Here is a 25,352-nt window from a genome sequence, read left to right as displayed (position 1 = left end):
CGCCATGCCTGCCGTGACCATCACCGAGCGCGAGTTTTCCCAGTTCCAGCGTTTCATCTACGAGGCGGCGGGGATCTGCATGGCCAACGGCAAGCAGGCGCTGGTGAGCGGGCGCCTGGCCAAGCGCCTGGCGCACTATCAGCTGGAGAGCTACGGCGACTACCTGCGCCTGCTCGAGAGCCGCGCCCAGCCGGCCGAGCTGCAGGTGGCGGTCGACCTCTTGACCACCAACGAGACCTATTTCTTCCGCGAGCCCAAGCACTTCGCGCTGCTGCGCGAGCTGGCGCTGGAGGCGCGCGACAAGCGCCAGACGCTGCGCGTCTGGAGCGCCGCCAGCTCCAGCGGCGAGGAGGCCTACAGCATCGCCATGGTGCTGGCCGACGTGCTCGACGAGGGGCCGTGGGAAGTGCTGGGCACCGACATCAGCACCCGCGTGCTGGAGCGCGCGCGCTGCGGCCACTACCCGCTGGAGCGCGCCAGCCAGATGCCGGCCGCCTACCTGAAGCGCTTCTGCCTCAAGGGCCAGGGCAGCGAGACCGGCACCCTGCTGATCGAGCGTCCGCTGCGCCAGCGGGTGCAGTTCCGCCACCTGAACCTGAACGAGCCCTTGCCCAAGCTGGGCAGCTTCGACGTGATCTTCCTGCGCAACGTGATGATCTACTTCAACCTGGCCACCAAGCGCCAGGTGGTGACGCGTCTGCTGACGCAGCTGCGGCCGGGCGGCTACTTCCTGATCGGCCACTCGGAAACGCTGAACGACATCAACGACACCCTGCTTGCGGTGGCGCCCTCGATCTACCGCAAGCCATGATCGTGACGCTGACCATGCCCGACGCCAAGCTCATCGATATCTTCCTGATGCCGGGCGACTACTTCGTCGGCGACGAGCGCTATCGGGTGCGCACGCTGCTGGGGTCCTGCGTGTCGGTCACGCTATGGCATCCGGCGCTGCGGATCGGCGCCATGTCGCACTTCCTGCTGCCGGGCAGCGGCCGCAAGAAATGCCACGACAAGCCGGGCATCTACGGCGCCGACGCCATGGAGCTGCTGCTGCGCGGCATGGCGCGCCACGGCGTGCCGCTGATCCAGTGCCAGGGCAAGATTTTCGGCGGCGCCGCCATGTTCCCGCGCAGTATCAGGGTGCGCGACATCGGCATGCAGAACGGCGACTATGCCCGCGCGCTGCTGCAGCAGCACGGCATCCGCGTGGTGTCCGAAAGCCTGTTCGGCGAAGGACACCGTCAACTGATCTTCACCATCCGCAGCGGCGAGGTACTGAGCCGCCAGGTGCCGCCGGAATCGTCGGCCGGCGCCGCGGCGGGGCCGGACAAGGAGAAGGCATGAGCGCAATCAACGTCATGATCGTCGATGACTCGGCCGTGGTGCGCCAGGTGCTCAGCAGCCTGCTCAACGCGGCGCCCGGCATCGTGGTCGGCCACGCGGTGGCCAATCCGCTGCTGGCGATGGAGCGCATGAAGGTGCAGTGGCCGGACGTGATCGTGCTCGACGTCGAGATGCCCAAGATGGACGGCATCACCTTCCTGCGCAAGATCATGAGCGAGCGGCCGACGCCGGTGGTGATCTGTTCCACCTTGACCGAGAAGGGCGCCCAGACCTCGGTCGAGGCGCTGTCGGCCGGCGCGGTGGCCATCATCACCAAGCCGCGGCTGGACCTCAAGCAGTTCCTGCACGATTCGGCCGACGAGCTGGTGTCGGCGGTGCGGGCGGCGGCCGGCGCCCGCGTCGGCAAGCTGGTCAACCGCGCGCCGCCGCCGGTGACGGCCAAGCTGAACGCCGACGCGGTGCTGCCGCCGGCCGACTACCGGCCGATGACCGCCACCACCGAGCGGGTGGTGGCGATCGGCACCTCGACCGGCGGCACCCAGGCGCTGGAGGAGGTGCTGACGGCGCTGCCGCGGGTCTCGCCCGGCATCGTGGTGGTGCAGCACATGCCGGAAAAATTCACCGCCGCCTTCGCCGCCCGCCTCGACAGCGTGTGCCAGGTGCGGGTCAAGGAGGCGGCCAACAACGACCGCGTGCTGCAAGGGCTGGTGCTGATCGCGCCGGGCGGCAAGCACATGCTGCTGCGCCGCACCGGCGCCCAGTATTTCGTCGAGGTGGTGGACGGCCCGCTGGTCAACCGCCACCGGCCGTCGGTGGACGTGCTGTTCCGTTCCGCCGCGCGCGCGGCCGGCGCCAACGCGCTGGGCGTGATCATGACCGGCATGGGCGACGACGGCGCCGCCGGCATGCTGGAGATGCACAAGGCCGGCGCCCGCACCGTGGCCCAGGACGAGGCCAGCTGCGTGGTGTACGGCATGCCCAAGGAAGCGGTCAAGCGCGGCGGCGTCGAGAAGTCGCTGCCGCTGAACGCGATCTACCGCGAAATCCTGCAACAGCTGTCCTACTGATGGCCGCCCCCATGTCCACCCTGACCCGCGCCGACAGCCTGACCGCGACGCCGCGCGCCTGGCGCGGCCAGCGGGTGCTGGTGGTCGAGGACAGCGTGGTGCAGCGCGGCTACCTGGCCGGCCTGCTGCGCCAGCTCGAATTCGGCGAGGTGCTGGAGGCGGCCGACGGCAACGAAGCCCTGCAGCTGCTGGAGCGCCAGGGCGGCGCGGCGATCTTCCTGGTGCTGACCGACCTCGAAATGCCGGGCATGGACGGCATCGAGCTGACCTGCCAGCTGCGCGAGCGGCAGCTGACGCAGAACCTGATCGTGGTCAGCGCGCGCGATCCGCGCCTGCTGGAGATCATCGAGAGCATGAACTTCGACGACGCCGACATGGACCTGCTGGGCACCCTGCTCAAGCCGGTGCAGCTGGACGCGCTGGCGATGCTGCTCGACCGCGCCGGCAAGAAGGCGGCGCCGCGGCCGGCCAGCGCCCAGCCGGACCTGCCCGGCGCCGACGAGCTGGCGCAGGCGGTGGCGCGGCAGGAATTCCTGCCCCACTTCCAGCCCAAGGTGACCATCCAGAACGGCCACCTGAAGGGCCTGGAGGCGCTGGCGCGCTGGCAGCACCCGAGCCGCGGCCTGCTGGCGCCGCAGTACTTCATCGACGCGATGGAGGGCACGCCGCTGATGGCGGAGTTCACGCTGGGCATGGTGCGCCAGGTGCTGGACCGGCTGCTGGAATGGACCCGGAACGGCCTGCCGTCGCTGACGGTGTCGGTCAACCTGTCGGCCGACAACCTGGCCGAGCGCAGCTTCATCGACCGCCTGACGGCGCTGGTGATGGCCTCCGGCGTGCCGCCGTCGGCGCTGGTGTGGGAGGTCACCGAGACCAGCGTGATGCGCCATTTGTCGCAGGCGCTGACCAATATGGGGCGCTTGCGGCTGATGGGCTTCGGCCTGGCGATGGACGATTTCGGCATCGGCTATTCGTCGATGCAGCAGTTCGCCCGCTGCCCCTTCACCGAACTGAAGATCGACCGCGCCTTCGTGCACGGCGCCTCGCAGTGGCCGAACCGCCACGTGGTGCTGAAAAGCGCGCTCGACCTGGGCCAGAGCCTGGGCGTGGCCACCGTGGCCGAGGGCGTGGAAACGCTGGCGGACTGGAAGCTGCTGCGCGAGCTGGGCTGCGACATGGCGCAGGGCTATCTGCTGGCCAAGCCGATGCCGGCCGGGGAACTGGTCGGCTGGATCCGGCAGGAGCGGCGCCGCCTGCGCGCGCTGGCGGAACAGGGCTAGGTTTTGCTGATAGCGCGGCGGCGCCTGCTTGTCGGCCATCGATCACGCTTTGTAGCTGTTTAACCGGGGAGCACATTATGTTTGCAATGATTACCGTCCGGACCAAGATCCTGACGCTGCTGGGAATCGCCGTGCTGGCCCTGCTGGTGGTGATGACGATTTCCTTCCTGGGGTTGAAAAAGGAAGGCGAAATGCTGCGCGAGATAGGCCTTGTGCGCATGCCATCGGTGCAGGGCCTGATGACGATGAACGAGGCCAAGACCGCTTTGCGCTCGTCGGCGCGCGCGGTCGATGCGCTGGCCAATTATCCGGACCAGTTCGACGAGCTGCCGCATGAGCTCAAACGCCAGGCCGAGCTCATGGCGCAGTTTGAAAAAGGTTGGAAGCTCTACGAGCCGCTGCCGCAGACGGTCGAGGAGGAAAGAGTGTGGAAGGTGTTCGTCAAGCAGTGGGACGACTGGAAGCAAAGGCAGGCGGGCGTCACCGCGCAGCTGGCCAAGGTGATCCGTACCGACAAGGATAAACGCAAGGAAGAGTTTGTCGAGATGCACAAGATGCTGCTGGCGAACAGCGGCGCCTTCCACCTGATCGAGGACAGCCTGGAGAAGCTGGTGCAGATCAATGTCGACGTCGGCAACGAGGCGGTCAAGGAGGCGGACGCGGCGGCGGCGGGCGCGCAGTCGCGGATGTACACGGCGTCGGCCATTTCGCTGGCGCTGCTGGTGGCGCTGGGCCTGCTGATCCTGAGCGGCATTCTGCGCCAGTTGGGCGGCGATCCGACTTACGCGTCCGAGATCGTGCGGCTGGTGGCGGACGGCGACCTCAGCGCCAATGTCGCGCTCAAGCCGGGCGACACCACCAGCCTGCTGGCGGCGATGAAGGGCATGATAGAAAAGCTGTCGCAGGTGGTGCAGGAAGTAAACAACGGCGCCGGGTCGCTGGCCAGCGCCTCGGAGGAAGTGAGCGCGACGGCGCAAGCGCTGTCGCAGGCGGCCAGCGAGCAGGCCGCCGGCACCGAGCAAACCAGCGCCTCGGTGGAGCAGATGACGGCGTCGATTTCGCAGAACACCGAGAACGCCAAGGTCACCGACGCCATCGCCAGCAAGGCGGCGCTGGAGGCGGCCGAGGGCGGCGCGGCGGTCGAGTCGACGGTGGCGGCGATGCGCCAGATCGCCAAGAAGATCGGCATCATCGACGACATCGCCTACCAGACCAACCTGCTGGCGCTGAACGCGGCGATCGAGGCGGCGCGCGCCGGCGAGCACGGCAAGGGCTTCGCGGTGGTGGCGGCCGAGGTGCGCAAGCTGGCCGAGCGCAGCCAGGTGGCGGCGCAGGAAATCGAACAGGTGGCGACCAGCAGCGTGCAGCTGGCGGAAAAAGCCGGCCGCCTGCTCGGCGAGATGGTGCCCAACATCCGCCGCACCTCCAATCTGGTGCAGGAGATCACGGCGGCGTCGGAGGAGCAGTCGGCCGGGGTCGGCCAGATCAACGCGGCGGTCACGCAGCTGAGCCAGACGACCCAGCAGAACGCCTCCAGTTCCGAGCAGCTGGCCGCCACCGCCGAAGAGATGAGCGGCCAGGCCGAACAGCTGCAGCAGACCATGGCCTTCTTCAAGCTGGCCGGCGCGTCGCGGCCGGTCCGGGCGCTGGCGGCGCAGCGGCCGGGCAAGCCGGGCCGACCGCCGTTGCGTCCGCTCGGCGACATGGCCGGCAACCGCCGCATGGCGGACATGCGGGAACCGGACGCAACGCATTTTGTTAAATTCTGAGCGAGGCAGCGATGAATACTTTGAATGTATCCGAAACCAGGCGACTGGCCGCCGGCGGACCGGCGCAATACCTCAGTTTCATGCTGGGGCAGGACATGTTCGCGATCGGCATCCTGGCGGTGCGCGAGATCCTGGAGTATGCCGGCGTGACGCCGGTGCCGCAGATGCCGGCCTGCATCAGCGGCGTGATCAACCTGCGCGGCACCGCCGTGCCGGTGCTGGACCTGGCGCGCCGGCTGGAGCGGCAGTCCTCGCCGATCGGCAAGCGCACCTGCATCATCGTGGTCGAAGTCGACAGCGACGAGGGTGCGTTCGTGATCGGCATCCTGGTCGACGCGGTCAACGCGGTGCTCGATATTCCGCCGGCCGATGTCGAGCCGGCGCCCAGCTTCGGCGCCCAGGTGCGCGCCGAGATGCTGCAGGGGATAGGCAAGGTGCAGGGGCGCTTCGTGCTGCTGCTGAACGTGCAACACGTGGTGGCGGCCAGCGAGCTGGCGGCGCTGGCTTCCGGCGGCGCGCTGCCGCTGGCCTCGTAACACAGACAATGCAGACAACCGGGAGTTGCCCATGTTTTCCTCCATAACCGTCAGGACCAAGATCCTGACGCTGATCGCGGTCGCCGTGCTGGCGCTGTTGCTGGTGATGGTGATCGCCTTCGCCGGCCTGAAAAAAGAAGGCGAGATGCTGGCCGAGATCGGCGGCAACCGGCTGCCGTCGGTGCAGGCGCTGCAACAGGTCAGCGAGGGGCAGACGGCGCTGCGCTCGGCCAACCGCTCCATCGACGTGGTCGCCGCCTATCCGGGCGAGGTCGACAATATCGCCCACGAACTCAAGCGCAAGCAGGAAATCTGGGGCACGGTCGACAAGGCCTGGAAGATCTACGAGCCGCTGTCGCAGGAACCCGAGGAGGCGGCGCTGTGGAAGACCTTCGTCAAGCAGTGGGATGCCTGGAAGGCGCGCGACGCCGTCATCGGCGATCTGGCCGGCCAGATCGCGCGGGCCGACGCCGCCAAGCGCAAGGAACTGTTCGCCGCCTTGCACGCCGCCATCGGCGAGGCCCGCCCCTTCTTTCACGACGCCGAGGCCAGCCTGGATAAGCTGGTGGCGCTGAACATCGGCTATGGCGAGGCGGCGGTGAAGAGCGCCGAGGAGGCGTCGGCCCGCGCGCTCAGCCTGATGTACACGAGCGCCGGCGTGGCGCTGGCGCTGCTGGTGGCGCTGGGCATGCTGATCCTCAACGGCATCATGCGGCAGCTGGGCGGCGATCCGGGTTATGCGGCCGAAATCGTGCGCCAGGTGGCGGACGGCGACCTCAGCGCCGAGGTCGCCCTCAGGCCCGGCGACAGCACCAGCCTGCTGGCGGCGATGCAGGGCATGATCGACCGGCTGTCGCAGGTGGTGCAGGAAGTGAACAACGGCGCCGAGGCGCTGGCCAGCGCCTCCGAGGAAGTGAGCGCGACCGCGCAATCGCTGTCGCAGGCGGCCAGCGAGCAGGCCGCCGGCACCGAGCAAACCAGCGCCTCGGTGGAGCAGATGACGGCGTCGATTTCGCAGAACACGGAAAACGCCAAGGTCACCGACGGCATCGCCAGCAGGGCGGCGCTGGAGGCGGCCGAGGGCGGCGAGGCGGTCAAGTCGACGGTGGCGGCAATGCGCCAGATCGCCAAGAAAATCAGCATCATCGACGACATCGCCTACCAGACCAACCTGCTGGCGCTGAACGCGGCGATCGAGGCGGCGCGCGCCGGCGAGCACGGCAAGGGCTTCGCGGTGGTGGCGGCCGAGGTGCGCAAGCTGGCCGAGCGCAGCCAGGTGGCGGCGCAGGAGATCGAACAGGTGGCCTCGAGCAGCGTGCAGCTGGCGGAAAAGGCCGGCAGCCTGCTCGACGCCATGGTGCCGAATATCCGCCGCACCTCCGACCTGGTGCAGGAGATCACGGCGGCGTCGGAAGAGCAGTCGGCCGGGGTCGGCCAGATCAACTCGGCCGTCACGCAGCTGAGCCAGACGACCCAGCAGAACGCCTCCAGTTCCGAAGAGCTGGCCGCCACCGCCGAAGAGATGAGCGGCCAGGCCGAACAGCTGCAGCAGACCATGTCCTTCTTCAAGCTGGCCGGCGCATCGCGGCCGATGCGCACGGTGGTGGCGCGCCAGTCCGGCCAGCCGCGCAAGCCGCGGAGTCGGGGCGGCGCCAACCCGGGCGGCATGGCCGGCAGCCGCACCATGACCGACATGAGCGAACCGGACGAATCGCACTTCACTAAGTTCTGAAGCGCAAGCGACGTGGGCTGTACGCCACAGGTGAATATTGGTGAGAATTGCAGCGGCGGATAGGTTCACAATGACTCGTGACCCCCCCCGCCGACTGGAGAAATCGCTCATGTTCAAGCAGATGAAAATGGAGACCCGGCTGCATGCCGGTTTTGGCGGCATCGTGCTGCTGGTGATGTTGCTGGGGGTGGTGGCCTTCGCCAAGTTGAGCTCGCTGCACGAGCGCTGGACCGATTTTGAAACCGTTACGCTGGTGCGCAAGAACGCCGTGCTGGAAGGCGTGACCGCCCATGGCCATGCAGTCCATCATTTCAAGAATTACATCCTGCGCGGCGGCGAAAACAACAGCAAGTTCCGCTCCGACCTCGCCGTCATCGACAAGGAAATGGCCAGCTACAAGGCGGCCGGCAAACTGAGCGCCGACGAGCAGACCTTGCTGGGCGATGTCGCGGCCGGCACCAAAAGCTACGGCGACAGCATGACCCAGCTGGAGGCTATGCACGAAAAGGGCCTGACCGCGCTGGAGATGGACAAGGCCATCAAGGGCGCGGACGAGGCCATCTCGACCGCCTTCCGCAAGCTGCTCAAAGTCAACGAAAACGAAACCAAAAACGATTCGGCCGGCATGACGGAGGTGGCCGACTCCGCCAAGCGGCTGATCCTGGGCATCGACATGGCGATCGCGCTGCTCGGTTGCGTGCTGGCGGTGTGGCTGGCGCGCAGCCTGTCGGGCATCGTGCGCGAAGTGCAGGCGGTGGTGGGCGGCCTGGCCGGCGCCTCCGAGGAAGTGAGCTCGACCGCGCAATCGCTGTCGCAGGCGGCCAGCGAGCAGGCCGCCGGGGTGGAGGAGACCAGCGCCTCGATCGAGCAGATGACGGCGTCGATCGCGCAGAACACGGAAAACGCCAAGATCACCGACGGCATCGCCACCCAGGCGGCGGTGGACGCGGCGCGCGGCGCCGAAGTGGTCAAGGCCACGGCGGCGGCGATGAAGCAGATCGCCAGCAAGATCGGCATCATCGACGACATCGCCTACCAGACCAACTTGCTGGCGCTGAACGCGGCGATCGAGGCGGCGCGCGCGCACGAACACGGCAAGGGCTTCGCGGTGGTGGCGGCCGAGGTGCGCAAGCTGGCCGAACGCAGCCAGGTGGCGGCGCAGGAAATCAGCAAGGTGGCGTCGGACAGCGTCGAGCTGGCCGAGCAGGCCGGCCATATGTTCGACGCGCTGGTGCCGAACATCCGCAAGACGTCGGAGCTGGTGCAGGAGATTTCGGCGGCGTCGGAAGAGCAGAGCTCCGGCGTGCGGCAGATTAACAGCGCGGTTGGTCAGCTCAGCCAGACCACCCAGATCAACGCCGCCAGCTCGGAAGAACTGGCGGCGACCTCGGAAGAGATGAGCGCGCAGGCCGAGCAGCTGACCCGGCTGATGGCGGTGTTCAAGCAGTACGCGGTCGACGACGCGCCGCAGCGGGGCGCGACGCGCCGGCCGGTGCTGCTGAAGCCGGGCGTCAAGCCTGCGCGCCCGGCGCGCAAGCTGGACCTGGTGGCCGACGGTGCGCCCGACGAGAACAAGTTCACGCGCTTTTAATCAGTTTAAGGTTTCAGTGCTTCGGTAAGCGCCCAGGAAAAATTATTGCAATAGACGATCTTCGCGTTGACGAACTCGCTGTCCAATGGGGGCCGGGGGGCGTTCGGTGAGCCGTAGTCATTTGAGTTGTTTGTGACAAATACGGCTTTGCTCGCGTAGCCAGCGTTTCGCAGCCGTCGAACCAGTTCAAGGAAGTGTTCGACGATCAGGCAGTCCTTCGATTCGCTTTTTCCCCTGCTTGCCGGAGCGTTGTGCACTTCGACCCGGTCATGCGCCCGATGACCGCAATCGAGGTCGCGTTCGAGGATGATGGCTTGAGCGAGTAAGTCAGTGGAATATCGTGATAATTTTTTTGAGAGGGTTGCCCCTTGCAGGGAACCGGCGGTCATTAGGGGAAGGCCGGCGAAGGCACTTGCTCGAATGTAGTGGCCAGTCCTATCCTCCAGGGACTTTGCGCTTTTTTCCAAGTCGTCACAAGTGGTGCTCAGGTGCTCGTTAAACTCTGTCTGTATGGTGGTTGTCACCACCATGTGAAGATCACCCGCCGCAACCTTGTCAAGTATCTCGATACCGCCTTTTATATGATCCGGGTTAAGTTTGTCGCGAACGGGCGTGCGTATCACGTCGAGCAGCGAGCATGTATCGACAAGTAATACAGGCTTGGATGACGCTCCGATTATTTGGGCCGCAGTCGGGATGTCGCAAATCATTCCCCGCGCTCCGCTGACGCGAGCGCATGTTGCATGGCGCGGAGTCCATATGAAAAATCTCCGACTAGATCCTGTGAACTCTGTTCATCCCAGCCATCTTCTCTCAAGAAAAATTGAAGATCGTCTGAATCGAGCGACTCGCGGTGTTTTGCTACGCTGTAGATAAAGTCCAGCCAACGGGCGTCGTCGAGAGGATGGCTGTGACCGGTCGACTTGTTTGCGCAGCTTGAAAATGCGTGGAACTTTTCTGAGGAAGCTTTGCTAACCAGGTCGACAAGCTTAACTTCAGGCTTGCTCATCTCATATTTGAAATGCCCGTTGATGGCGTCGCGAACAAATAAACCAAGGATTTCATTGTACTCATCAGGCGTCAGCTCCGACTTATCTATCGGCACGATATTTCTCACCGAAATTCCGCCATCTGAAGGCGCGGCCCAAAGTCTTGCAGCCCCAGCAGGGCTCGCTTTGATTTCGAAGCAGAAGAATTTACCGCCCACATTCAAAACGATATCCGCCTCCCTTTTCGCATCGCGCATCCATTGCGGCGGCAGGTGTGTTGCAATGGCACGGACAGCTTCTTCCGGTGTGCTATTCGTTTTGATGGTTAGTTCTTGGAACTTCTTCATGATCGTCTCTTTTCAGGGCTGTGAGAAAGACCGACGCCGGCCGTCGAAGGCCAGGTCGGTTTGTCACCTTAAATCATATGCCATTCCTGCGAGAGCGAGCTTGAAACACCAGCAATGACAGGGTTAAGGCTTGACGAACTTCAGCGTCATGCGGTCGCTCTCGCCGATGGCCTTGTACATGGCGCGGTCGGCGTCCTTGTTGGCGTAGGTCGGCGGCAGCGCCCAGACGCCGTTTTTGTGCTCGGCGGTGTCCTTGGGGTTGGCGTTGACTTCCGACTTGTCGGCCAGCTTGAAGCCGGCCGCTTCGGCCAGGCCTATCACCTGTTTCTCGTGCATATAGCCGGCGCTGTCGCCCTTGCCCTGCGCCTTGGCGGCCGGCAGGCGGTGTTCGACCACGCCGAACACGCCGCCCTTCTTCAGGCTGGCGTAGACGCTGCCGAACAGCGCCTTCAGGTTGTCCGGGCCGGTCTCCGTCCAGTTGTGGATGTTGCGGAAGGTCAGCACCATGTCGACGCTGCCGGCCGGCGCGAACTCGTACTTGCGCGGTGGCGAGAACACGCCCAGCGCCACCTTGTTGTACACCTCCGGCTTGGCGTTCAGGCGCGCGATGAAGCGCTCGGCGGCCTTGCGCTCGTCCGCTTCCGGCGAGGCCAGGTCGTTGCCGGCGGCGATCAGCTTGCCGTGCTCGCGCAGGTAGGGCGCCAGGATCTCGGTGTACCAGCCGCCGCCCGGCGCCAGCTCGACCACCGTCATGGTCGGCTTGATGCCGAAGAAGTTCAGCGTTTCATACGGATGGCGGTAGACGTCGCGCTCGACGTTGGCGGGCGTGCGCGACGGCGCGGCGACGGCGGCCTTCAGTGCGGCGTCTTCGGCGGCAAAGGCGCCGCCGGCGATCAACATGGTGGCGGCCAGGGCGGCAAGTACGGTACGTTTCATGCAAAGTCTCCTGAGGGTTCGTTTGTTTGGACGATGCGCAGCCGCTCGCCCTGCGCGATCATGGTCCAGGCTTGCCTATAGGTCAAGCGAATTGGGACGGACGTCCCCGGCGGACGCCGGGCGGACACTTCCGGACACTGGCGGACAGTCCGGCGGACAGATCTGCGGACACTGCACCCCTGAAATTCCTGCCGGCCACACTGGCTTGCAATATGAATGGTCGTGGCACACATTTTGCCTATCCCCTTCCTTAATCCGGCGCTAATATTGCCAAACCGGCGGAAACGGCGGCGGATATTCAGGTGTAGTGCAAAGCAACGAGCGGTAACGAAGTAGTTCCAGCTAGAAAAGCAAATAAAAAGCAGAACCCCGGGCGACCGGCCCGCAATCTAATCCTTGCTGTTACGTTTTTGGAGATACGATGGAACGACGTGCATTCCTCAATGTTAGTAGTCTGGCCCTGGGCACGATGCTGCTGCCCGCCTTCGGCCGCGCAATCGCGGCGGAAGAGCTGCTCAAGCCAGTCGCCCTGCAATTCAAGAAAATGCTGGCCGACACCGCGCTGACTGCGGCGACCCAGGCCGGCGCCTCCTACTGCGACGTGCGCGTGGGCCGCTACCTGAACCAGTTCATCACCACCCGCGACCTGAACGTCGAGAACGTGGTCAACACCGAATCGGCCGGGGTCGGCGTGCGCGTGATCGCCGGCGGCGCCTACGGCTTCGCCGCCACCAACGACATGAGCCCGGACGGCGTCGCCGCCGCCGCGCGCCAGGCGGTCGCCATCGCCAAGGCCAACGCCAAGCTGCAGACCGAGCCGGTGATCCTGGCGCCGGTCAAGGGCGTCGGCGAAGTGTCGTGGGCCACGCCCATCGTCAAGGACTGGCGCAGCGTCGCCATCAAGGACAAGGCCGAGCTGCTGATCGCCGCCAACAAGGCCGGCATGGAGGGCGGCGCCAGCTTCATGCAGTCGCTGCTGTTCCAGGTCAATCAGCAGAAGTACTTCGCCTCCACCGACGGCTCCTACATCGACCAGGACGTGCATCGCCTGTGGATGCCGGTGTTCGCCACCGCCGTCGACCAGAAGACCAACAAGTTCCGTTCGCGCCAGGGCCTGTCGTCGCCGGTCGGCATGGGCTACGAATACCTGGACGCGCGTCCCGAGCACAAGATCAAGGCGGCCGGCGGCGTGACCACGCTGTACACCAACTCCTACGACCTGATCGAGGATGCGCGCGCGGCCGGCAAGCAGGCCAGGCAGAAGCTGACCGCCAAGTCGGTCGAGCCGGGCAAGTACGACCTGGTGCTGTCGCCGGAACACATGTGGCTGACCATCCACGAATCGGTCGGCCACCCGACCGAGCTCGATCGCGTGCTGGGCTACGAGGCCAACTACGCCGGCACCAGCTTCGCCACGCTCGACAAATGGCAGACCAAGAAGTTCAAGTACGGCTCGGAGATGGTCAACATCGTCGCCGACAAGACCACCCCGGGTTCGCTGGCCAACGTCGGCTACGACGACGAAGGCGTCAAGTGCAAGCGCTGGGACATCATCAAGGACGGCATCCTGGTCAACTACCAGGCCACCCGCGACCAGGCCCACATCATCGGCGAGAAGGAGTCGCACGGCTGCTCGTACGCGGACAACTGGAGCAGCGTGCAGTTCCAGCGCATGCCCAACGTCTCGCTGCAGGCGGGCAAGAAGAAGCTGACCCCGGACGAAATGGTCAAGGACGTCAAGAAGGGCATCTACATCGTCGGCGACGGTTCCTTCTCGATCGACCAGCAGCGCTACAACTTCCAGTTCGGCGGCCAGCTGTTCTACGAAATCAAGAACGGCAAGATCGGCGCGATGCTGGAAGACGTGGCCTATCAATCCAACACCCAGGAGTTCTGGAATGCCTGCGCCGGTCTGTGCGACGAGCGCGATTGGCGCATGGGCGGTTCCTTCTTTGACGGTAAAGGCCAGCCTTCGCAGGTGTCGGTGGTGTCGCATGGCTCCAGCACGGCGCGCTTCAACGGCATCAACGTCATCAACACCGCACGCAAAATCGGCTAAGCCCTGGAGACCACGAGATGAAGAATTTGAGTCAAGACGAAGCAAAACGTATCAGCGACAAGGTGCTGTCCCTTTCCAAGGGCGACCAGTGCGAAGTGAACATCACCGGCAGCCGCAAGGGCAATATCCGCTACGCGCGCAACGCCGTGTCGACCGCCGGCTTGATCGAGGACACCCAGCTGGTGGTGTCGGTCGCCTTCGGCAAGAAGCAGGGCACGGCCACCATCAACGAGTTTGACGACAAGTCGCTGGAAAAAGTGGTGCGCCGCGCCGAAGACCTGGCCCGCTTGGCGCCGGAAAATCCGGAGTTCATGCCGACGCCGACCAAGCAGCAATACAAGGCCAGCGAGACTTTCTTCCAGAAGACCGCCGACATCGATCCCGAGTTCCGCGCGCAGGTGGCGGCCTACAGCATCGAGAACAGCAAGAAGAACAAGCTGGTGGCGGCCGGCTTCTTCAGCGACAACACCCAGTTCAACACCATCGCCAACTCGAACGGCGTGTTCGGCTACCAGCAGGACACGGGGCTGGACTTCACCGTGACCGTGCGCACCGAGGACGGCCGCGGTTCGGGCTGGGTCAAGCGCAGCGTGGGCGATGTCAGCAAGTTCGATGCGCGCGAAGCGTCCAACGTGGCGATTGAAAAAGCGCTGCGTTCGGTGGAGGCCAAGGCGCTGGAGCCGGGCCGCTACACGGTGATCCTGGAGCCGGCGGCGACTTCGGACCTGCTGGCCTTCATGTTCAACGGCTTCGACGCGCGCCAGGCCGACGAAGGCCGCAGCTTCCTGTCGAAAAAGGGCGGCGGCAACCGCATGGGCGAGAAGCTGTTCGACGAGCAGGTCAACGTCTGGGCCGATCCGTGGGACAAGGACGTGGCGGTGCTGCCGTGGGACGGCCAGAACATGCTGGCGCGCGAACGCCAGGACATCATCAAGGGCGGCAAGATCGCCAACCTCGATTACTCGACCTTCTGGGCCAAGAAGCAGGGCAAGCGCGCGGTCGGCGCGCCGGGCAACATCATCATGGCCGGCAGCAACAAGTCGACCGAGGAGCTGATCGCCAACACCAAGAAGGGCGTGCTGGTCACCCGTACCTGGTACATCCGCATGGTCGATCCGCAGTCGGTGCTGTTGACCGGACTGACGCGCGACGGCACCTTCTACATCGAGAACGGCAAGATCAAGCATCCGATCAAGAACTTCCGCTTCAACGAAAGCCCGGTGACGATGTTGAACAACATCGAGGAGCTGGGCCGGCCGGAGATCCTGTCGGGTGACGAGTCGCAGTTCCAGTTGCTGATACCGGCGATGCGGGTGCGCGACTTCAATTTCACCTCGCTTTCCGACGCGGTTTAAAGCATCAAGGGGCCGGACTAGTTCCGGCCCTGTTACATTTTTCAGGGAGTTATTGTGGAACGACGTTCATTTCTAAAAGTTAGCGCGGCGGCCGGCGGCAGCCTGCTGATACCGGTCTTCGGCAACGCCATCGCGGCTGAAGAGCTGCTCAACCCCATGGCGGTGCAGTTCAAGAAGTCGCTGGCCGACGCCGCGATGAACGCCGCCACCAAGGCCGGCGCCAGTTACTGCGACGTGCGCATCGGCCGCTACCTGAACCAGTTCCTCACCACGCGCGACCTGAACGTGGAAAACATCGTCAACACCGAATCCTCCGGCGTCGGCGTGCGCGTGATCGCCAACGGCGCCTACGGCTTCTGCTCGACCAACGTCATGACGCTCGATTCGGTGGCCGCCGCCGCGCGCCAGGCGGTCGCCATCGCGCGCGCCAACGCCAAGCTGCAAACCGAGCCGGTGGTGCTGGCCCCGGTCAAGGGCGTGGGCGAAGTGGCATGGGCCACGCCGTTCAAGAAGGACTGGCGCAGCGTGGCGATCAAGGAAAAGGCCGAGCTGCTGATCGCCGCCAACAAGGCCGGTCTGGACGCGGGCGCCAGCTTCATGTCGTCCAACCTGTTCCAGGTCAACCAGCAGAAGTACTTCGCCTCCACCGACGGCTCCTACATCGACCAGGACATCCACCGTCTGTGGTCGCCGCTGACCGCCACCGCCGTCGACAAGGCCAGCAACCGCTTCCGCACCCGCGATGGTTTGTCGTCGCCGGCCAGCATGGGCTATGAATTCTTCGACGCGAGAGAAGCCAACAAGATCAAGGCCGCCGGCGGCGTCACCACGCTGTACAAGGGCGCCTACGATCTGGTTGAGGATGCGCGCGCCGCCGGCCGCCAGGCGCGCGAAAAGCTCACCGCGAAAACCGTCGAACCGGGCAAGTACGACCTGGTGCTGTCGCCGGAACACCTGTTCCTGACCATCCACGAGTCGGTCGGCCACGCCACCGAACTCGATCGCGTGCTGGGCTACGAGGCCAACTACGCCGGCACCAGCTTCGCCACGCTGGACAAGTGGAAGAGCAAGAACTTCAAGTATGGCTCGGAGCTGGTCAACATCGTCGCCGACAAGACCACGCCAGGCTCGCTGGGCTGCGTGGGCTACGACGACGAAGGCGTGGCCTCCAAGCGCTGGGACCTGATCCGCAACGGCATCCTGGTCAACTACCAGGCCACGCGCGACCAGGCGGCCATCATCGGCGAGAAGGAATCGCACGGCTGCTCGTATGCGGACAGCTGGAGCAGCGTGCAGTTCCAGCGCATGCCCAACGTGTCGCTGGAAGCGGGCAAGAAGCCGCTGACGCCGGACGACATGGTCAAGGATATCAAGAAGGGCATCTACATCCTGGGCCGCGGCTCGTACTCGATCGACCAGCAGCGCTACAACTTCCAGTTCGGCGGCCAGCTGTACTTCGAGATTAAGAACGGCAAGATCGCCAACCAGCTGGAAGACGTGGCCTACCAGTCCAACACCCAGGAGTTCTGGAACGCCTGCTCGGCGCTGTGCGATGAACGCGACTGGCGCATGGGCGGCTCCTTCTTCGACGGCAAGGGCCAGCCTAGCCAGGTCAGCGCCGTATCGCACGGGTCGCCGACCACGCGTTTCAACGGCATCAACGTCATCAACACCGCTCGCAAGATAGGATAAGCAATGAAAATGCTGAACCAGGACGAAGCAAAACGCATTAGCGACAAGGTGATGTCGCTGTCCAGGGCCGACGAGTGCCGCGTGCAGATCAGCGGCAACCGCAACGGCAATATCCGTTACGCGCGCAACGCCGTGTCGACCGCAGGCCTGACCGAAAACACGCAGCTGACCGTCAGCGTCGCCTTCGGCAAGCGCCAGGGCACGGCGTCGATCAATGAGTTCGACGACAAGGCGCTGGAACGCGCGGTGCGCCGCGCCGAAGACGTGGCGCGCCTGGCGCCGGAGAATCCCGAGTTCCTGCCGGCGATCAAGAAGCAGGCGTACAAGTCTTCTTCCACCTACAACGAAGCCACCGCCGCCATCGATCCCGAATACCGCGCCGAAGTGGCGGCCGTCAGCATCAACGCCTGCCGCAAGCGGGGCCTGGTCGCGGCAGGCTTCTTCAGCGACACCACCGGCTTCGAGACGGTGGCGAACTCGAACGGCGTGTTCGGGTACCAGACCTTGAGCAACCTGGGTTTCACCATCACCACCCGCACCGAGGACGGCTGCGGTTCGGGCTGGGCCACGCGCTCGGCCACCGATGCGAAGAAGTTCGATGCGCGCGAAGCGTCCGAGATCGCGATTGAAAAAGCGCTGAAATCGGTGGAGGCCAAGGCGCTGGAGCCGGGCCGCTACACGGTGATCCTGGAACCGGCGGCGACGTCGGAAATCATCGGCCGCATGTTCGGCGCTTTCGATGCGCGCCGCGCCGACGAGGGCCGCAGCTTCCTGTCGAAGAAGGGCGGCGGCAACCGTCTGGGCGAGAAGCTGTTCGACGAGCAGGTCAACGTCTGGGCCGATCCTTGGGATAAGGAGGTGCCGGTGCTGGGCTGGGACGACGCGTCGATGCTGGCGCGCGAGCGCACGGATGTCATCAAGGGCGGCAAGGTGGCCTCGCTGGACTACACCCGCTACTGGGCCGAGAAGCAGGGCCAGCGCGCCGCCGGCCGTCACGGCAACATGATCATGGCGGGCGGCGGCAAGTCGACCGAGGAGTTGATCGCGTCGACCAAGAAGGGCGTGCTGGTCACCCGCACCTGGTATATCCGCATGGTCGATCCGCAGTCGCTGCTGCTGACCGGTTTGACGCGCGACGGCACCTTCTACATCGAGAACGGCAAGATCAAGCATCCGATCAAGAACTTCCGCTTCAACGAAAGCCCGGTATCGATGCTGAACAATATCGATGAACTGGGCAAGCCGGTGGTGATCGGCGGCGACGAGGTGCGCTACCAGATGCTGATCCCGCCGATGAAGGTGCGCGACTTTAACTTCACGTCCTTGTCGGACGCGGTATAAAGGTCGGGTTGTGGCCAACTACGATTTTTACTTCACCCGCCTGACCTACGAGTCGGGCGACTGGGATGTCGATATCCGCATGCCGAGCAACGTGCTCAACTCGCTGGTCGAATACACGACCTTGCGGGTTGATCCCGTCGAGCGCATCGTCGCGCTGTCCGATGCAAAGATGCTGGAGGCGCCGTTCTGCTATTTCGCCGGCCACAAGCTGGTGCAGTTCACGCCGGCCGAGCGCAAGAACCTGGAGCGCTACATCAAGGGCGGCGGCTTCCTGTTCGTGGACGACTGCAACCACGACATCGACGGCCTGTTCGCCAAATCGTTCGAAGCCGAAATCGCCCGCATCTTCGGGCCCAAGGCGCTGCACAAGATCCCGAACACGCATCCGGTGTATTCGAGCTTCTTCCATTTCGACGGCCCGCCCAACACCAGCGTGGAGCTCAACGGCTGGGGCGACGATCTGGTGCACGACTACCTGAAAGCGGTGGAGGTCGGTGGCCGCGTGCGGCTTTTGTACAGCAACAAGGACTACGGCTGCGAGTGGGACTACGACTTCCGCAACAAGCGCTGGCTGGTGGTCGACAATACCCGCTTTGCGGTCAATATCATTCAATATGCGTTGGGAGCTTGATCTTGGATAGTGCAATCGCCTGGAGCGAAAATGAAATCGGCGCGCTGAGCGCCAAGGTGGCGGCGCTGAAGGCGAGCATGTCCCGTGTGATCATCGGCCAGGAAAACGTGATCGATTCGCTGATCATCTGCCTGCTGGCCGGCGGCCACGCATTGGTGGAAGGCGTGCCGGGACTGGGCAAGACGCTGCTGGTGAAGTCGCTGTCGCAAGCGACCGACATGGACTTCCATCGCGTGCAGTTCACGCCCGACCTGATGCCGTCCGATATCGTCGGCACCGAGATCCTGGAGGAAGACCATGCGACGCGCAAGCGCGAGTTCCGCTTCCAGCGCGGCCCGGTGTTCACGCAGGTGCTGCTGGCCGACGAGATCAACCGCGCGCCGCCGAAGACGCAATCGGCGCTGCTGGAGGCGATGCAGGAACGCAGCGTCACCTTCGCCGGCCAGACGCACATGCTGCCCAAGCCGTTCTTCGTGCTGGCGACGCAGAACCCGATCGAGCAGGCCGGCACCTATCCGCTGCCGGAAGCGCAGCTGGACCGCTTCCTGCTGCGCATCGACGTGGTGTATCCGACCGAGGAAGAGGAAATCGCGATGGTCTCCGCCACCACCCACGCCGGACTGAAGGACGCCGACCCGGTGATGGACGTGGCGACCCTGCTGCGCCTGCAGCAGCTGGTGCGCGACATCGAAATCGGCGACCACCTGCTGGCGTATGCGACGCGGCTGGTGCGCGCCACCCGTCCGGCGTTGACGACGGTGCCGGCGGTGAAGAAGCATGTGGGCTGGGGCGCGGGACCGCGCGCGGGGCAGGCGCTGGTGCTGGCCTCCAAGGCGCGCGCGTTGATGCACAACCGCCTGGCCGTCACCCGCGAGGACATCGGCGAGATGCTGCTGCCGGTGCTGGCGCATCGCGTGATCCGTAACTTCGAGGCGGAGGCCGACGGCGTGGCGATCGCCGACATCCTGCTGGCGCTGCGCGAGCATATCCGCCCAGAATAAGCCTGAGCCGCGATGCAATCGACCTTTAAACCGTCCGCGCCGGGCACTTCCACGCCGGCCGCCGCCATGACGGCGATGATGGCGCAGACCAAGGATCTGGAGCTGGTGATCCGCCACGTGCTGGCGGGGCTGGGCCACGGCCTGCACGCGGGCCGCGAACGCGGCGCCGGCGTCGAGTTCTCCGAGTACCGGGCTTACGCGCCGGGCGACGAGTGGCGCCGCGTCGACTGGAAGCTGCTGGCGCGCGCGGACCGCTACTTCGTCCGCGAGGCGGAGCGCGACAGCCACGTCGCCACCTGGCTGTGGCTGGACGCCAGCGCCTCGATGGCGGAGCCCAGCCGCGAGATCAACGGCGTCGACAAGCTGTGGTTCGCGCGCACCGTGCTGGCCTGCGTGGCGGCCATCGCGCAGCGTCAGGGCGACGCCTTCGGCCTGGTGGTGTGCGGCGGCGGCAAGGTCGAGTTCACGCAGGCGTCGCGCGGACCGCGCCAGTTGCAGCGCGTGCTGGCGCAGCTGGCCAGGGCCAAGCCGGAGGGCAGCCTGCCCAGCGCCGAGGTGTTAAAGGCCAACCTGCATTTCGCCCGCTCGCCAAGTTTGATTTTCGCCGCCAGCGATTTCCTCGACTGGCCGTCGCCGCTGAGCGAAGCGCTGCTGCGCCTGCGCAGCCTGCGGCACGACGTGCGTCTGCTGACCTTGCGCACGCAGGCGGAGGTGGACGCCAGCTTCAAGGCCGGCACGGCCTATCGCGATCCGGAGCAGAGCGACGGCTTGCACCGCATGAGCAACGCCGACCGCGAGAGCTACAGGCAGCAGAGCCGCGCGCACTTCGATGCGGTGGCGACCAACTGCCGTCAAAACAATATCGTCCACTACGAGGCGCGTATCGAGCAGCCTCTGGGCGGCGTGCTGCGCAGCTGGTTGCAGCTGGCCGGAGCGCGCGCAAAATGAAGATGGGTTGTCGATGCTGAGTTCTTATCCCTTGTGGTGGCTTGCGCTGCCGGTGCTGTTGCTGCCGGTGTGGTGGCATCGCCAGAAGCGCCAACGCCTGAAGGCCGAGCCGCTGGCGACGGCGCGCTTCCTGCCGTCGGCCGCGCCGGAGCAGTTGCGCGTCTGGCAGTGGCGCGACCGCCTGTTGTTGCTGGTGCGCTGTCTGATGCTGGTGGCGCTGATCGCCTGGCTGGTCGCGTCCATCTTCCCGTGGCGTGGCGACACCGTGCTGCTGGACGCCGGCGCCGACAAGGCGTGGGCGGAGCAGCAGATTGCCGCCGCCGGCATGGGCGCGGCGCAGCGCATCGAGCTGCCGCCTAACGGCCTGCAATGGCTGCGCCAGCATGAACGCGACTGGCGCCCCAGCGCGCGCCTGTTGATCGTCGCCCGCGCGGACCAGCTGGCGATGCCGGCCCGCGTGCCGCAATTCAGCCACCAGGTGGAGCTGCGCACCAAGCCGCCGGCCGTCGCCGCAGCGCCGACGCCGGCCGAGCACCACATCGTGCTGGCCGGCGCGCGGGAGCAGGGCGCCGCCTGGCGCTCGCTGTTCGCCGCCTTCAATCGCGCCGGCGATGGTGCAAACCGCTACGCGCTCGCCGCCGAACCAAACGCAAACACCGAGTTGATCGTCTGGCAATCCGCCACCGCGCCGCCGGCCAACTGGCGCGCCCCGCACTGGTGGATCGCCGCGCCAACCGGGTTCCCCGAACTGGCAAACGCCGCAACGCTGAACATCAACGGCATCGCACTGAAATACACCGACACCCCGCGCGGCCGCCTGTGGACCTCCGACGCCCTGCCGCCACGCGACGCCGACACCGCGCACGCCCTCCATGAAGCCTGGCGCCAGCTCAGCCCAGCCCCCGCGCCGGCCTACCCGATGCCATCGCAATCGCTGTCCGCAGCGCGCATCGCACTGCCCGCCATCACCGACGCCAAGCCAGCCACGTGGCTCGCGTTCGCCCTGCTGGCGCTGTTTTTACTCGAACGGATACTGACCCATGCACGGCGACACTGACACCCTGCGCCGCCACCTGTGGGCCGCCGTCCTGCGCCGCCGCGCGCCACAATGGCTGGCCGCGCTGGCGCCGCTGGCCATCGCACTGGCCCTGCTGCACGCGGCCCGTCCGCTGGTGATCGCGGCGATACTGCCGTGGGCCATCTGGCTCGCCGTCGACATCTACCGTTGGCGCCTGCGCATCAAGCGCGAATGGACCTCGTGGCTGAACGCCGCCATCCCCGCGCTGGAAGACAGCAGCACGCTGCTGGCCGCCGACGCCACCACGCCGATCGCCAAACTCCAACAACAACGCCTGCAAGCCCGCCTGGCCTCCGTGCTGGGCGAGAGCGACTATCGCAGCATCGCCCGCAGCCGCGTACGCATCAGCATCGTGCCGGTCCTGCTCAGCCTTGCGGCGGCGGGCGCCGCTTGGGGCTACCACGGCAAGCAAACCGCCGCCGTCGCAACCCCCGCCACCAGCCAGGCGGCCAAGCCCATTGTCGACGGCGAGATCTACCTGCGCGTCACGCCGCCAGCCTACACCGGCGTCCAGCCGTTCGAGACCGCCGCCCGCGACATCCAGGTGCCGCAATTCTCCGAAGTGCGCTGGTGCGTGCGCAAGCCGAGCGGCCCGCAGCCGGTCGTGGAACTGGGCGATGGACTAAGCCTGCCCGTCACCGAAGCCTGCGCGCTGAAGCGTGTCGAAGAATCGTTGTTCTGGCGCGCGCGCGGCAAGAACGGCACGCGCTACAACATCCGCGTCACACCGGACCAGGCGCCGCAAGTGACCATCGTCGAACCCACCGAGTTGATACACGTCCTCGCCAAAGGCGCGAAGACCGTGCAGATCGCCGTCACCGCCCGCGACGACTACGCCATCGTTCGCGCCAGCCTGCACATGACGCTGGCGCGCGGCAGCGGCGAGAACATCCGCTTCAGCGACCGCGAAGTGCCGCTGCCGCAATCGTCCGATCCCAAAGTCCGCAACTGGAAAAAGCAGTGGACGCTCGCGGAGCTGGGCATGGAGCCGGGCGACGAGCTGTACTTCTTCGTGCGCGCCACCGACAACGCACCGGACCATCCGCACACCACCCAGTCGCCGACCTACACGCTGCGCCTGCCCGCGCCGGAAGCGGAGAGCCTGGACTCGACCGCGTTGCCGTCATTGGCCAAGCCTGAAAACCTGCGCAGCCAGCGCCAGATCATCATCGACACCGAACAGCTGGTGGCCGACCTGCAGGCCCACCCCAACATGCCGGCGGCCACGCTGCGCGAGCGCAGCGAAGCCATCGCATCGGACCAGTCCAAGCTGCGGCTGCGCTACGGCCAGTTCCTCGGCGAAGAATCCAGCCTGTTCGGCGACGAGCATGAACACGAAGGCGAGGAACGCTCCAACGGCAAGGCAGGCTTCGGCAGCGACATGTCGGTGCTGAAGGAGTTCGGCCACGCGCACGACCAGGAGGACAACGCCACCATCTTCGACCCCAAGACCAAGGCGGTATTGAAGCGCGCATTGTCGGCCATGTGGGATGCCGAGAAATCGCTGCGCGCTATCGCGCCCAAGCCCGCGCTGCCGCCCGAGTACAAGGCGCTGGAGGCGATCAAGGAATTGCAGGCGGCGGAGCGCATCTACCTGCACCGCACCGCCTTCGTGCCGCCCGCGTTGAAGGAAGAAAAACGCATGAGCGGCGACATCGTCGGCGTGTTGAGCTACAAGCGCGCCCAGGGCGCCGCTGGCGACACCGTGCCGGCCGAAGTGCGCGAACTGGTGCAAGCCTTGTCGCAGGACGGCGCGCTGCCGGCCCTGTGGAGCAAGGCCGCGCGCGACACCATCGCCGCCCGCATCGCCGACCAGGAACAGAAACTGAGCGCCCAGCGCGCGGTGCAGGACGTGCAGGATGGCTGCGTTGCCTGTCGCGGCGAACTGCGCGCATGGCTGCGTGGCACGCTGACGGATGCGCCGGTGCTGCTGCAGGCGCGGCCTTCGACGGATACGCCGTTCCGCCAGGCGTGGAACGGCAAGGAGCAGCCGAAATGATCGACATGGACCTCACCGCAATCGCCGTACCTGCGGCGGTGCTGGCCGCCGGCGCAGCCAGCGCCGTGCTGTATGGCCGCAAGCGCAACTGGATCAACGCGTCGTTGATCGTCGTGGCGTCGGCATCGCTGGCGGTCGCGCTGGCCGACATACGCTTGCCGCAGACCGGCGAGAATATCGTGGCGGTGGCGACCGGCGCAAACGGCGCCATCAGTGAAGCATCGCTGCTGGCGATTCCGCGTGCACAGGCCATCAGCTTGAGCGGCGACGGCCTGCGCGCGGCGGAGTGGGGCGACCTGCCTGCGCGTCGCGTGCAGTGGCAGCCTGCCGCCGCCGACATGCTGTGGCTGGACTTCCCCCGTTCGATGGCGCTGGGCCGCATCTTCACCTTGACGGTGCGGCGCGCGCAGGCGCAGGCCGGATGGCGCCTACAACTGCTGGCCGAGAACAAGCAGGTGCTGGCGGATTCGAATCTCGCCGCCTCCGCCACATCGCAGCTGAGCGTGCAATGGCTGCCGCCGGTGGCGGAAGCGATGGTGTTGCAGGCGCGCCTGCTGGACGCCGCCGGAAAAGTGATCGCGCAAGGCCCGGTGCCGTTGCAGATAAAGGACGCGCTGCCCTTGCAGATACAGGGCCGCTTCGACGCGCCGTCGTTCGACGCCCGCGCGCTGAATCAGCTGCTGGCCGACGGCAGCGCGATACTCGACTGGAACGTCGCGCTGGGCAAGGCGGTGGCCCGCAGCGAAACCGCCCGCGCTCCATTGACGGCGCCCAACGCGGTGTTTGTCGATGCCGCCTACGTGGAGCATATGAATCCGTCGGCGCGCGGCGCGCTGCTGGCGCAGACGCGGCAAGGCGTGCCGCTGGTGGTGCTGGGCGCGAACGCCGCCGACGCCGCCATGTGGCAGCGCGAGTTCGGCCTGCGCCTGCATCCGCAATCGCCGACCACCGAGAAGGAAGACACGCGCCAGTTCACCGTCGCCGGCGCCGTGCTGGCGATGCCGCCGGCCGGCTTGAACCCTGGCGACAGCGCGGCCGCGCCGTGGTCGGTGGTGGGGCGCGACGGCAAGCTGCTGCCGTGGCTGTGGCAGCGCGATTTGCAGCAGGGGCGCGTGGTGTGGATAGGCGTATCGGACTGGCACCGCTATGCGATCAGCGCGCCGCAGGCCCTGGCCTTGTGGTGGCAGGGCGCGATGGACAGGATCGCATTGGCCAGCCCGCAGAAGGCCGGCTGGCGGCTGCCTGATCCGATGCCGATCCCTGGCTTGCGCAGCGAAGTGTGCGTGGAAGGCGGCGCCGTAATGAGCGTGCAGCCGGCCGACGGCGGACCCGCGCTGCCGTTGCAGGCGCGTGCCGACAAGGCCGACGCGCGCTGCGGCGCCTGGTGGCCGCAGCGTTCCGGCTGGGCGAAGTTCAACGCGGCGGGCATGGAAGCTCCGGCGTTCGAGTATGTGTATGACGTGAAGGATTGGCCGGCCTGGCAGCGGGCCTTGCGGCGCGACGCGACGGCGGTGTATGCGGCGCGGGCGGTTGCTGCTGTTGGCAAGGGCAACGGCGCGGCAGTGGAACGTCCACTGCCGGCTGTGCCTTTTGCGCTGCTGTTCGCCCTGTGCATGCTGGGCTTGTGGTATCGCGAGTCGGCGCAACGCCGGTAAAA

General features: G+C 65.9%; 20 protein-coding genes and 1 pseudogene. 18 read left to right on the top strand and 3 right to left on the bottom strand.

Features of this window, described 5'->3' with window-relative positions; genetic code table 11:
• The first annotated feature begins 4 nt into the window (after positions 1-4).
• The 8 genes and pseudogenes from AC1RMD_RS29225 to AC1RMD_RS29190 form a co-directional block, all read left to right on the top strand.
• A complete protein-coding gene (locus tag AC1RMD_RS29225) occupies positions 5-811 on the top strand; it encodes a CheR family methyltransferase (protein ID WP_492932033.1) in 807 nt (268 codons plus the stop codon).
• Complete coding sequence (locus AC1RMD_RS29220; protein WP_492932031.1) at positions 808-1,344, top strand: chemotaxis protein CheD; 537 nt, start codon at positions 808-810, stop codon at positions 1,342-1,344. The genes AC1RMD_RS29225 and AC1RMD_RS29220 overlap by 4 nt, the downstream gene beginning before the upstream one ends.
• The gene (locus AC1RMD_RS29215) at positions 1,341-2,411 is read left to right on the top strand and encodes a protein-glutamate methylesterase/protein-glutamine glutaminase (protein WP_492932029.1); all 1,071 of its coding nucleotides are present in this window, start codon (positions 1,341-1,343) and stop codon (positions 2,409-2,411) included. The genes AC1RMD_RS29220 and AC1RMD_RS29215 overlap by 4 nt, the downstream gene beginning before the upstream one ends.
• 11 nt (positions 2,412-2,422) lie before the next feature.
• Positions 2,423-3,691 carry an EAL domain-containing response regulator gene (locus AC1RMD_RS29210; RefSeq protein WP_492932027.1) on the top strand — a complete coding sequence of 423 codons (1,269 nt, stop codon included), beginning with the start codon at positions 2,423-2,425 and terminating at the stop codon, positions 3,689-3,691.
• Between the two features lie 77 nt (positions 3,692-3,768).
• Positions 3,769-5,460: a methyl-accepting chemotaxis protein gene (locus AC1RMD_RS29205; protein ID WP_492932025.1), complete on the top strand. Its 1,692-nt coding sequence runs from the start codon at positions 3,769-3,771 to the stop codon at positions 5,458-5,460.
• Between the two features lie 11 nt (positions 5,461-5,471).
• Entirely contained in the window at positions 5,472-5,996 is a 525-nt protein-coding gene (locus tag AC1RMD_RS29200) for a chemotaxis protein CheW (RefSeq protein WP_492932023.1), read from the top strand.
• A 31-nt stretch (positions 5,997-6,027) separates the two neighbouring features.
• Positions 6,028-7,728, top strand: a complete 1,701-nt coding sequence (locus AC1RMD_RS29195) for a HAMP domain-containing methyl-accepting chemotaxis protein (protein WP_492932021.1) — start codon at positions 6,028-6,030, stop codon at positions 7,726-7,728.
• 724 nt (positions 7,729-8,452) lie between these two features.
• Positions 8,453-9,319, top strand: a pseudogene (locus AC1RMD_RS29190) (methyl-accepting chemotaxis protein); the annotation flags it as partial.
• Between the two features lie 5 nt (positions 9,320-9,324).
• Here AC1RMD_RS29190 and AC1RMD_RS29185 read toward each other — a convergent pair.
• From AC1RMD_RS29185 to AC1RMD_RS29175, 3 genes are all read right to left on the bottom strand, one after another.
• Positions 9,325-10,029 carry a PIN domain-containing protein gene (locus AC1RMD_RS29185; RefSeq protein ID WP_492932019.1) on the bottom strand — a complete coding sequence of 235 codons (705 nt, stop codon included), beginning with the start codon at positions 10,027-10,029 and terminating at the stop codon, positions 9,325-9,327.
• Positions 10,026-10,655: a hypothetical protein gene (locus tag AC1RMD_RS29180; protein WP_492932017.1), complete on the bottom strand. Its 630-nt coding sequence runs from the start codon at positions 10,653-10,655 to the stop codon at positions 10,026-10,028. Before AC1RMD_RS29180 ends, AC1RMD_RS29185 begins: the two co-directional genes overlap by 4 nt.
• Before the next feature lie 123 nt (positions 10,656-10,778).
• Positions 10,779-11,591, bottom strand: a complete 813-nt coding sequence (locus AC1RMD_RS29175; RefSeq protein WP_492932015.1) for a class I SAM-dependent methyltransferase — start codon at positions 11,589-11,591, stop codon at positions 10,779-10,781.
• Positions 11,592-12,012: 421 nt separating this feature from the next.
• Here AC1RMD_RS29175 and AC1RMD_RS29170 point away from each other — a divergent pair, with 421 nt between their 5' ends.
• From AC1RMD_RS29170 to AC1RMD_RS29125, 10 genes are read left to right on the top strand one after another with little or no spacing between them, the layout of a single operon-like run.
• The gene (locus AC1RMD_RS29170) at positions 12,013-13,650 is read left to right on the top strand and encodes a TldD/PmbA family protein (RefSeq protein WP_492932013.1); all 1,638 of its coding nucleotides are present in this window, start codon (positions 12,013-12,015) and stop codon (positions 13,648-13,650) included.
• Between the two features lie 17 nt (positions 13,651-13,667).
• Positions 13,668-15,005, top strand: coding sequence for a TldD/PmbA family protein (locus tag AC1RMD_RS29165; RefSeq protein ID WP_492932011.1), 1,338 nt, complete (start codon positions 13,668-13,670; stop codon positions 15,003-15,005).
• A gap of 54 nt (positions 15,006-15,059) precedes the next feature.
• Positions 15,060-16,697 carry a TldD/PmbA family protein gene (locus tag AC1RMD_RS29160; protein WP_492932009.1) on the top strand — a complete coding sequence of 546 codons (1,638 nt, stop codon included), beginning with the start codon at positions 15,060-15,062 and terminating at the stop codon, positions 16,695-16,697.
• A 3-nt stretch (positions 16,698-16,700) separates the two neighbouring features.
• The gene (locus AC1RMD_RS29155) at positions 16,701-18,038 is read left to right on the top strand and encodes a TldD/PmbA family protein (protein WP_492932007.1); all 1,338 of its coding nucleotides are present in this window, start codon (positions 16,701-16,703) and stop codon (positions 18,036-18,038) included.
• A 10-nt stretch (positions 18,039-18,048) separates the two neighbouring features.
• Positions 18,049-18,669 (top strand): DUF4159 domain-containing protein, encoded by a 621-nt coding sequence (locus AC1RMD_RS29150; protein ID WP_161099398.1) that lies wholly within the window; start codon positions 18,049-18,051, stop codon positions 18,667-18,669.
• A 2-nt stretch (positions 18,670-18,671) separates the two neighbouring features.
• The gene (locus AC1RMD_RS29145; protein WP_492932005.1) at positions 18,672-19,670 is read left to right on the top strand and encodes an AAA family ATPase; all 999 of its coding nucleotides are present in this window, start codon (positions 18,672-18,674) and stop codon (positions 19,668-19,670) included.
• Between the two features lie 12 nt (positions 19,671-19,682).
• Positions 19,683-20,618, top strand: a complete 936-nt coding sequence (locus AC1RMD_RS29140; protein ID WP_492932003.1) for a DUF58 domain-containing protein — start codon at positions 19,683-19,685, stop codon at positions 20,616-20,618.
• A 13-nt stretch (positions 20,619-20,631) separates the two neighbouring features.
• A complete protein-coding gene (locus AC1RMD_RS29135; protein WP_492932001.1) occupies positions 20,632-21,675 on the top strand; it encodes a hypothetical protein in 1,044 nt (347 codons plus the stop codon).
• Positions 21,659-23,695, top strand: a complete 2,037-nt coding sequence (locus AC1RMD_RS29130; protein ID WP_492931999.1) for a hypothetical protein — start codon at positions 21,659-21,661, stop codon at positions 23,693-23,695. The genes AC1RMD_RS29135 and AC1RMD_RS29130 overlap by 17 nt, the downstream gene beginning before the upstream one ends.
• Positions 23,696-23,700: 5 nt before the next feature.
• Entirely contained in the window at positions 23,701-25,350 is a 1,650-nt protein-coding gene (locus AC1RMD_RS29125) for a hypothetical protein (RefSeq protein ID WP_492931997.1), read from the top strand.
• The last annotated feature ends 2 nt before the right edge of the window (positions 25,351-25,352 follow it).

This window comes from Duganella sp. GW822-FHT06D06 (assembly GCF_058799615.1).
The sequence above is the reverse complement of the archived record's forward strand: the minus strand, read 5'-3'. Positions and strand labels throughout refer to the sequence as shown.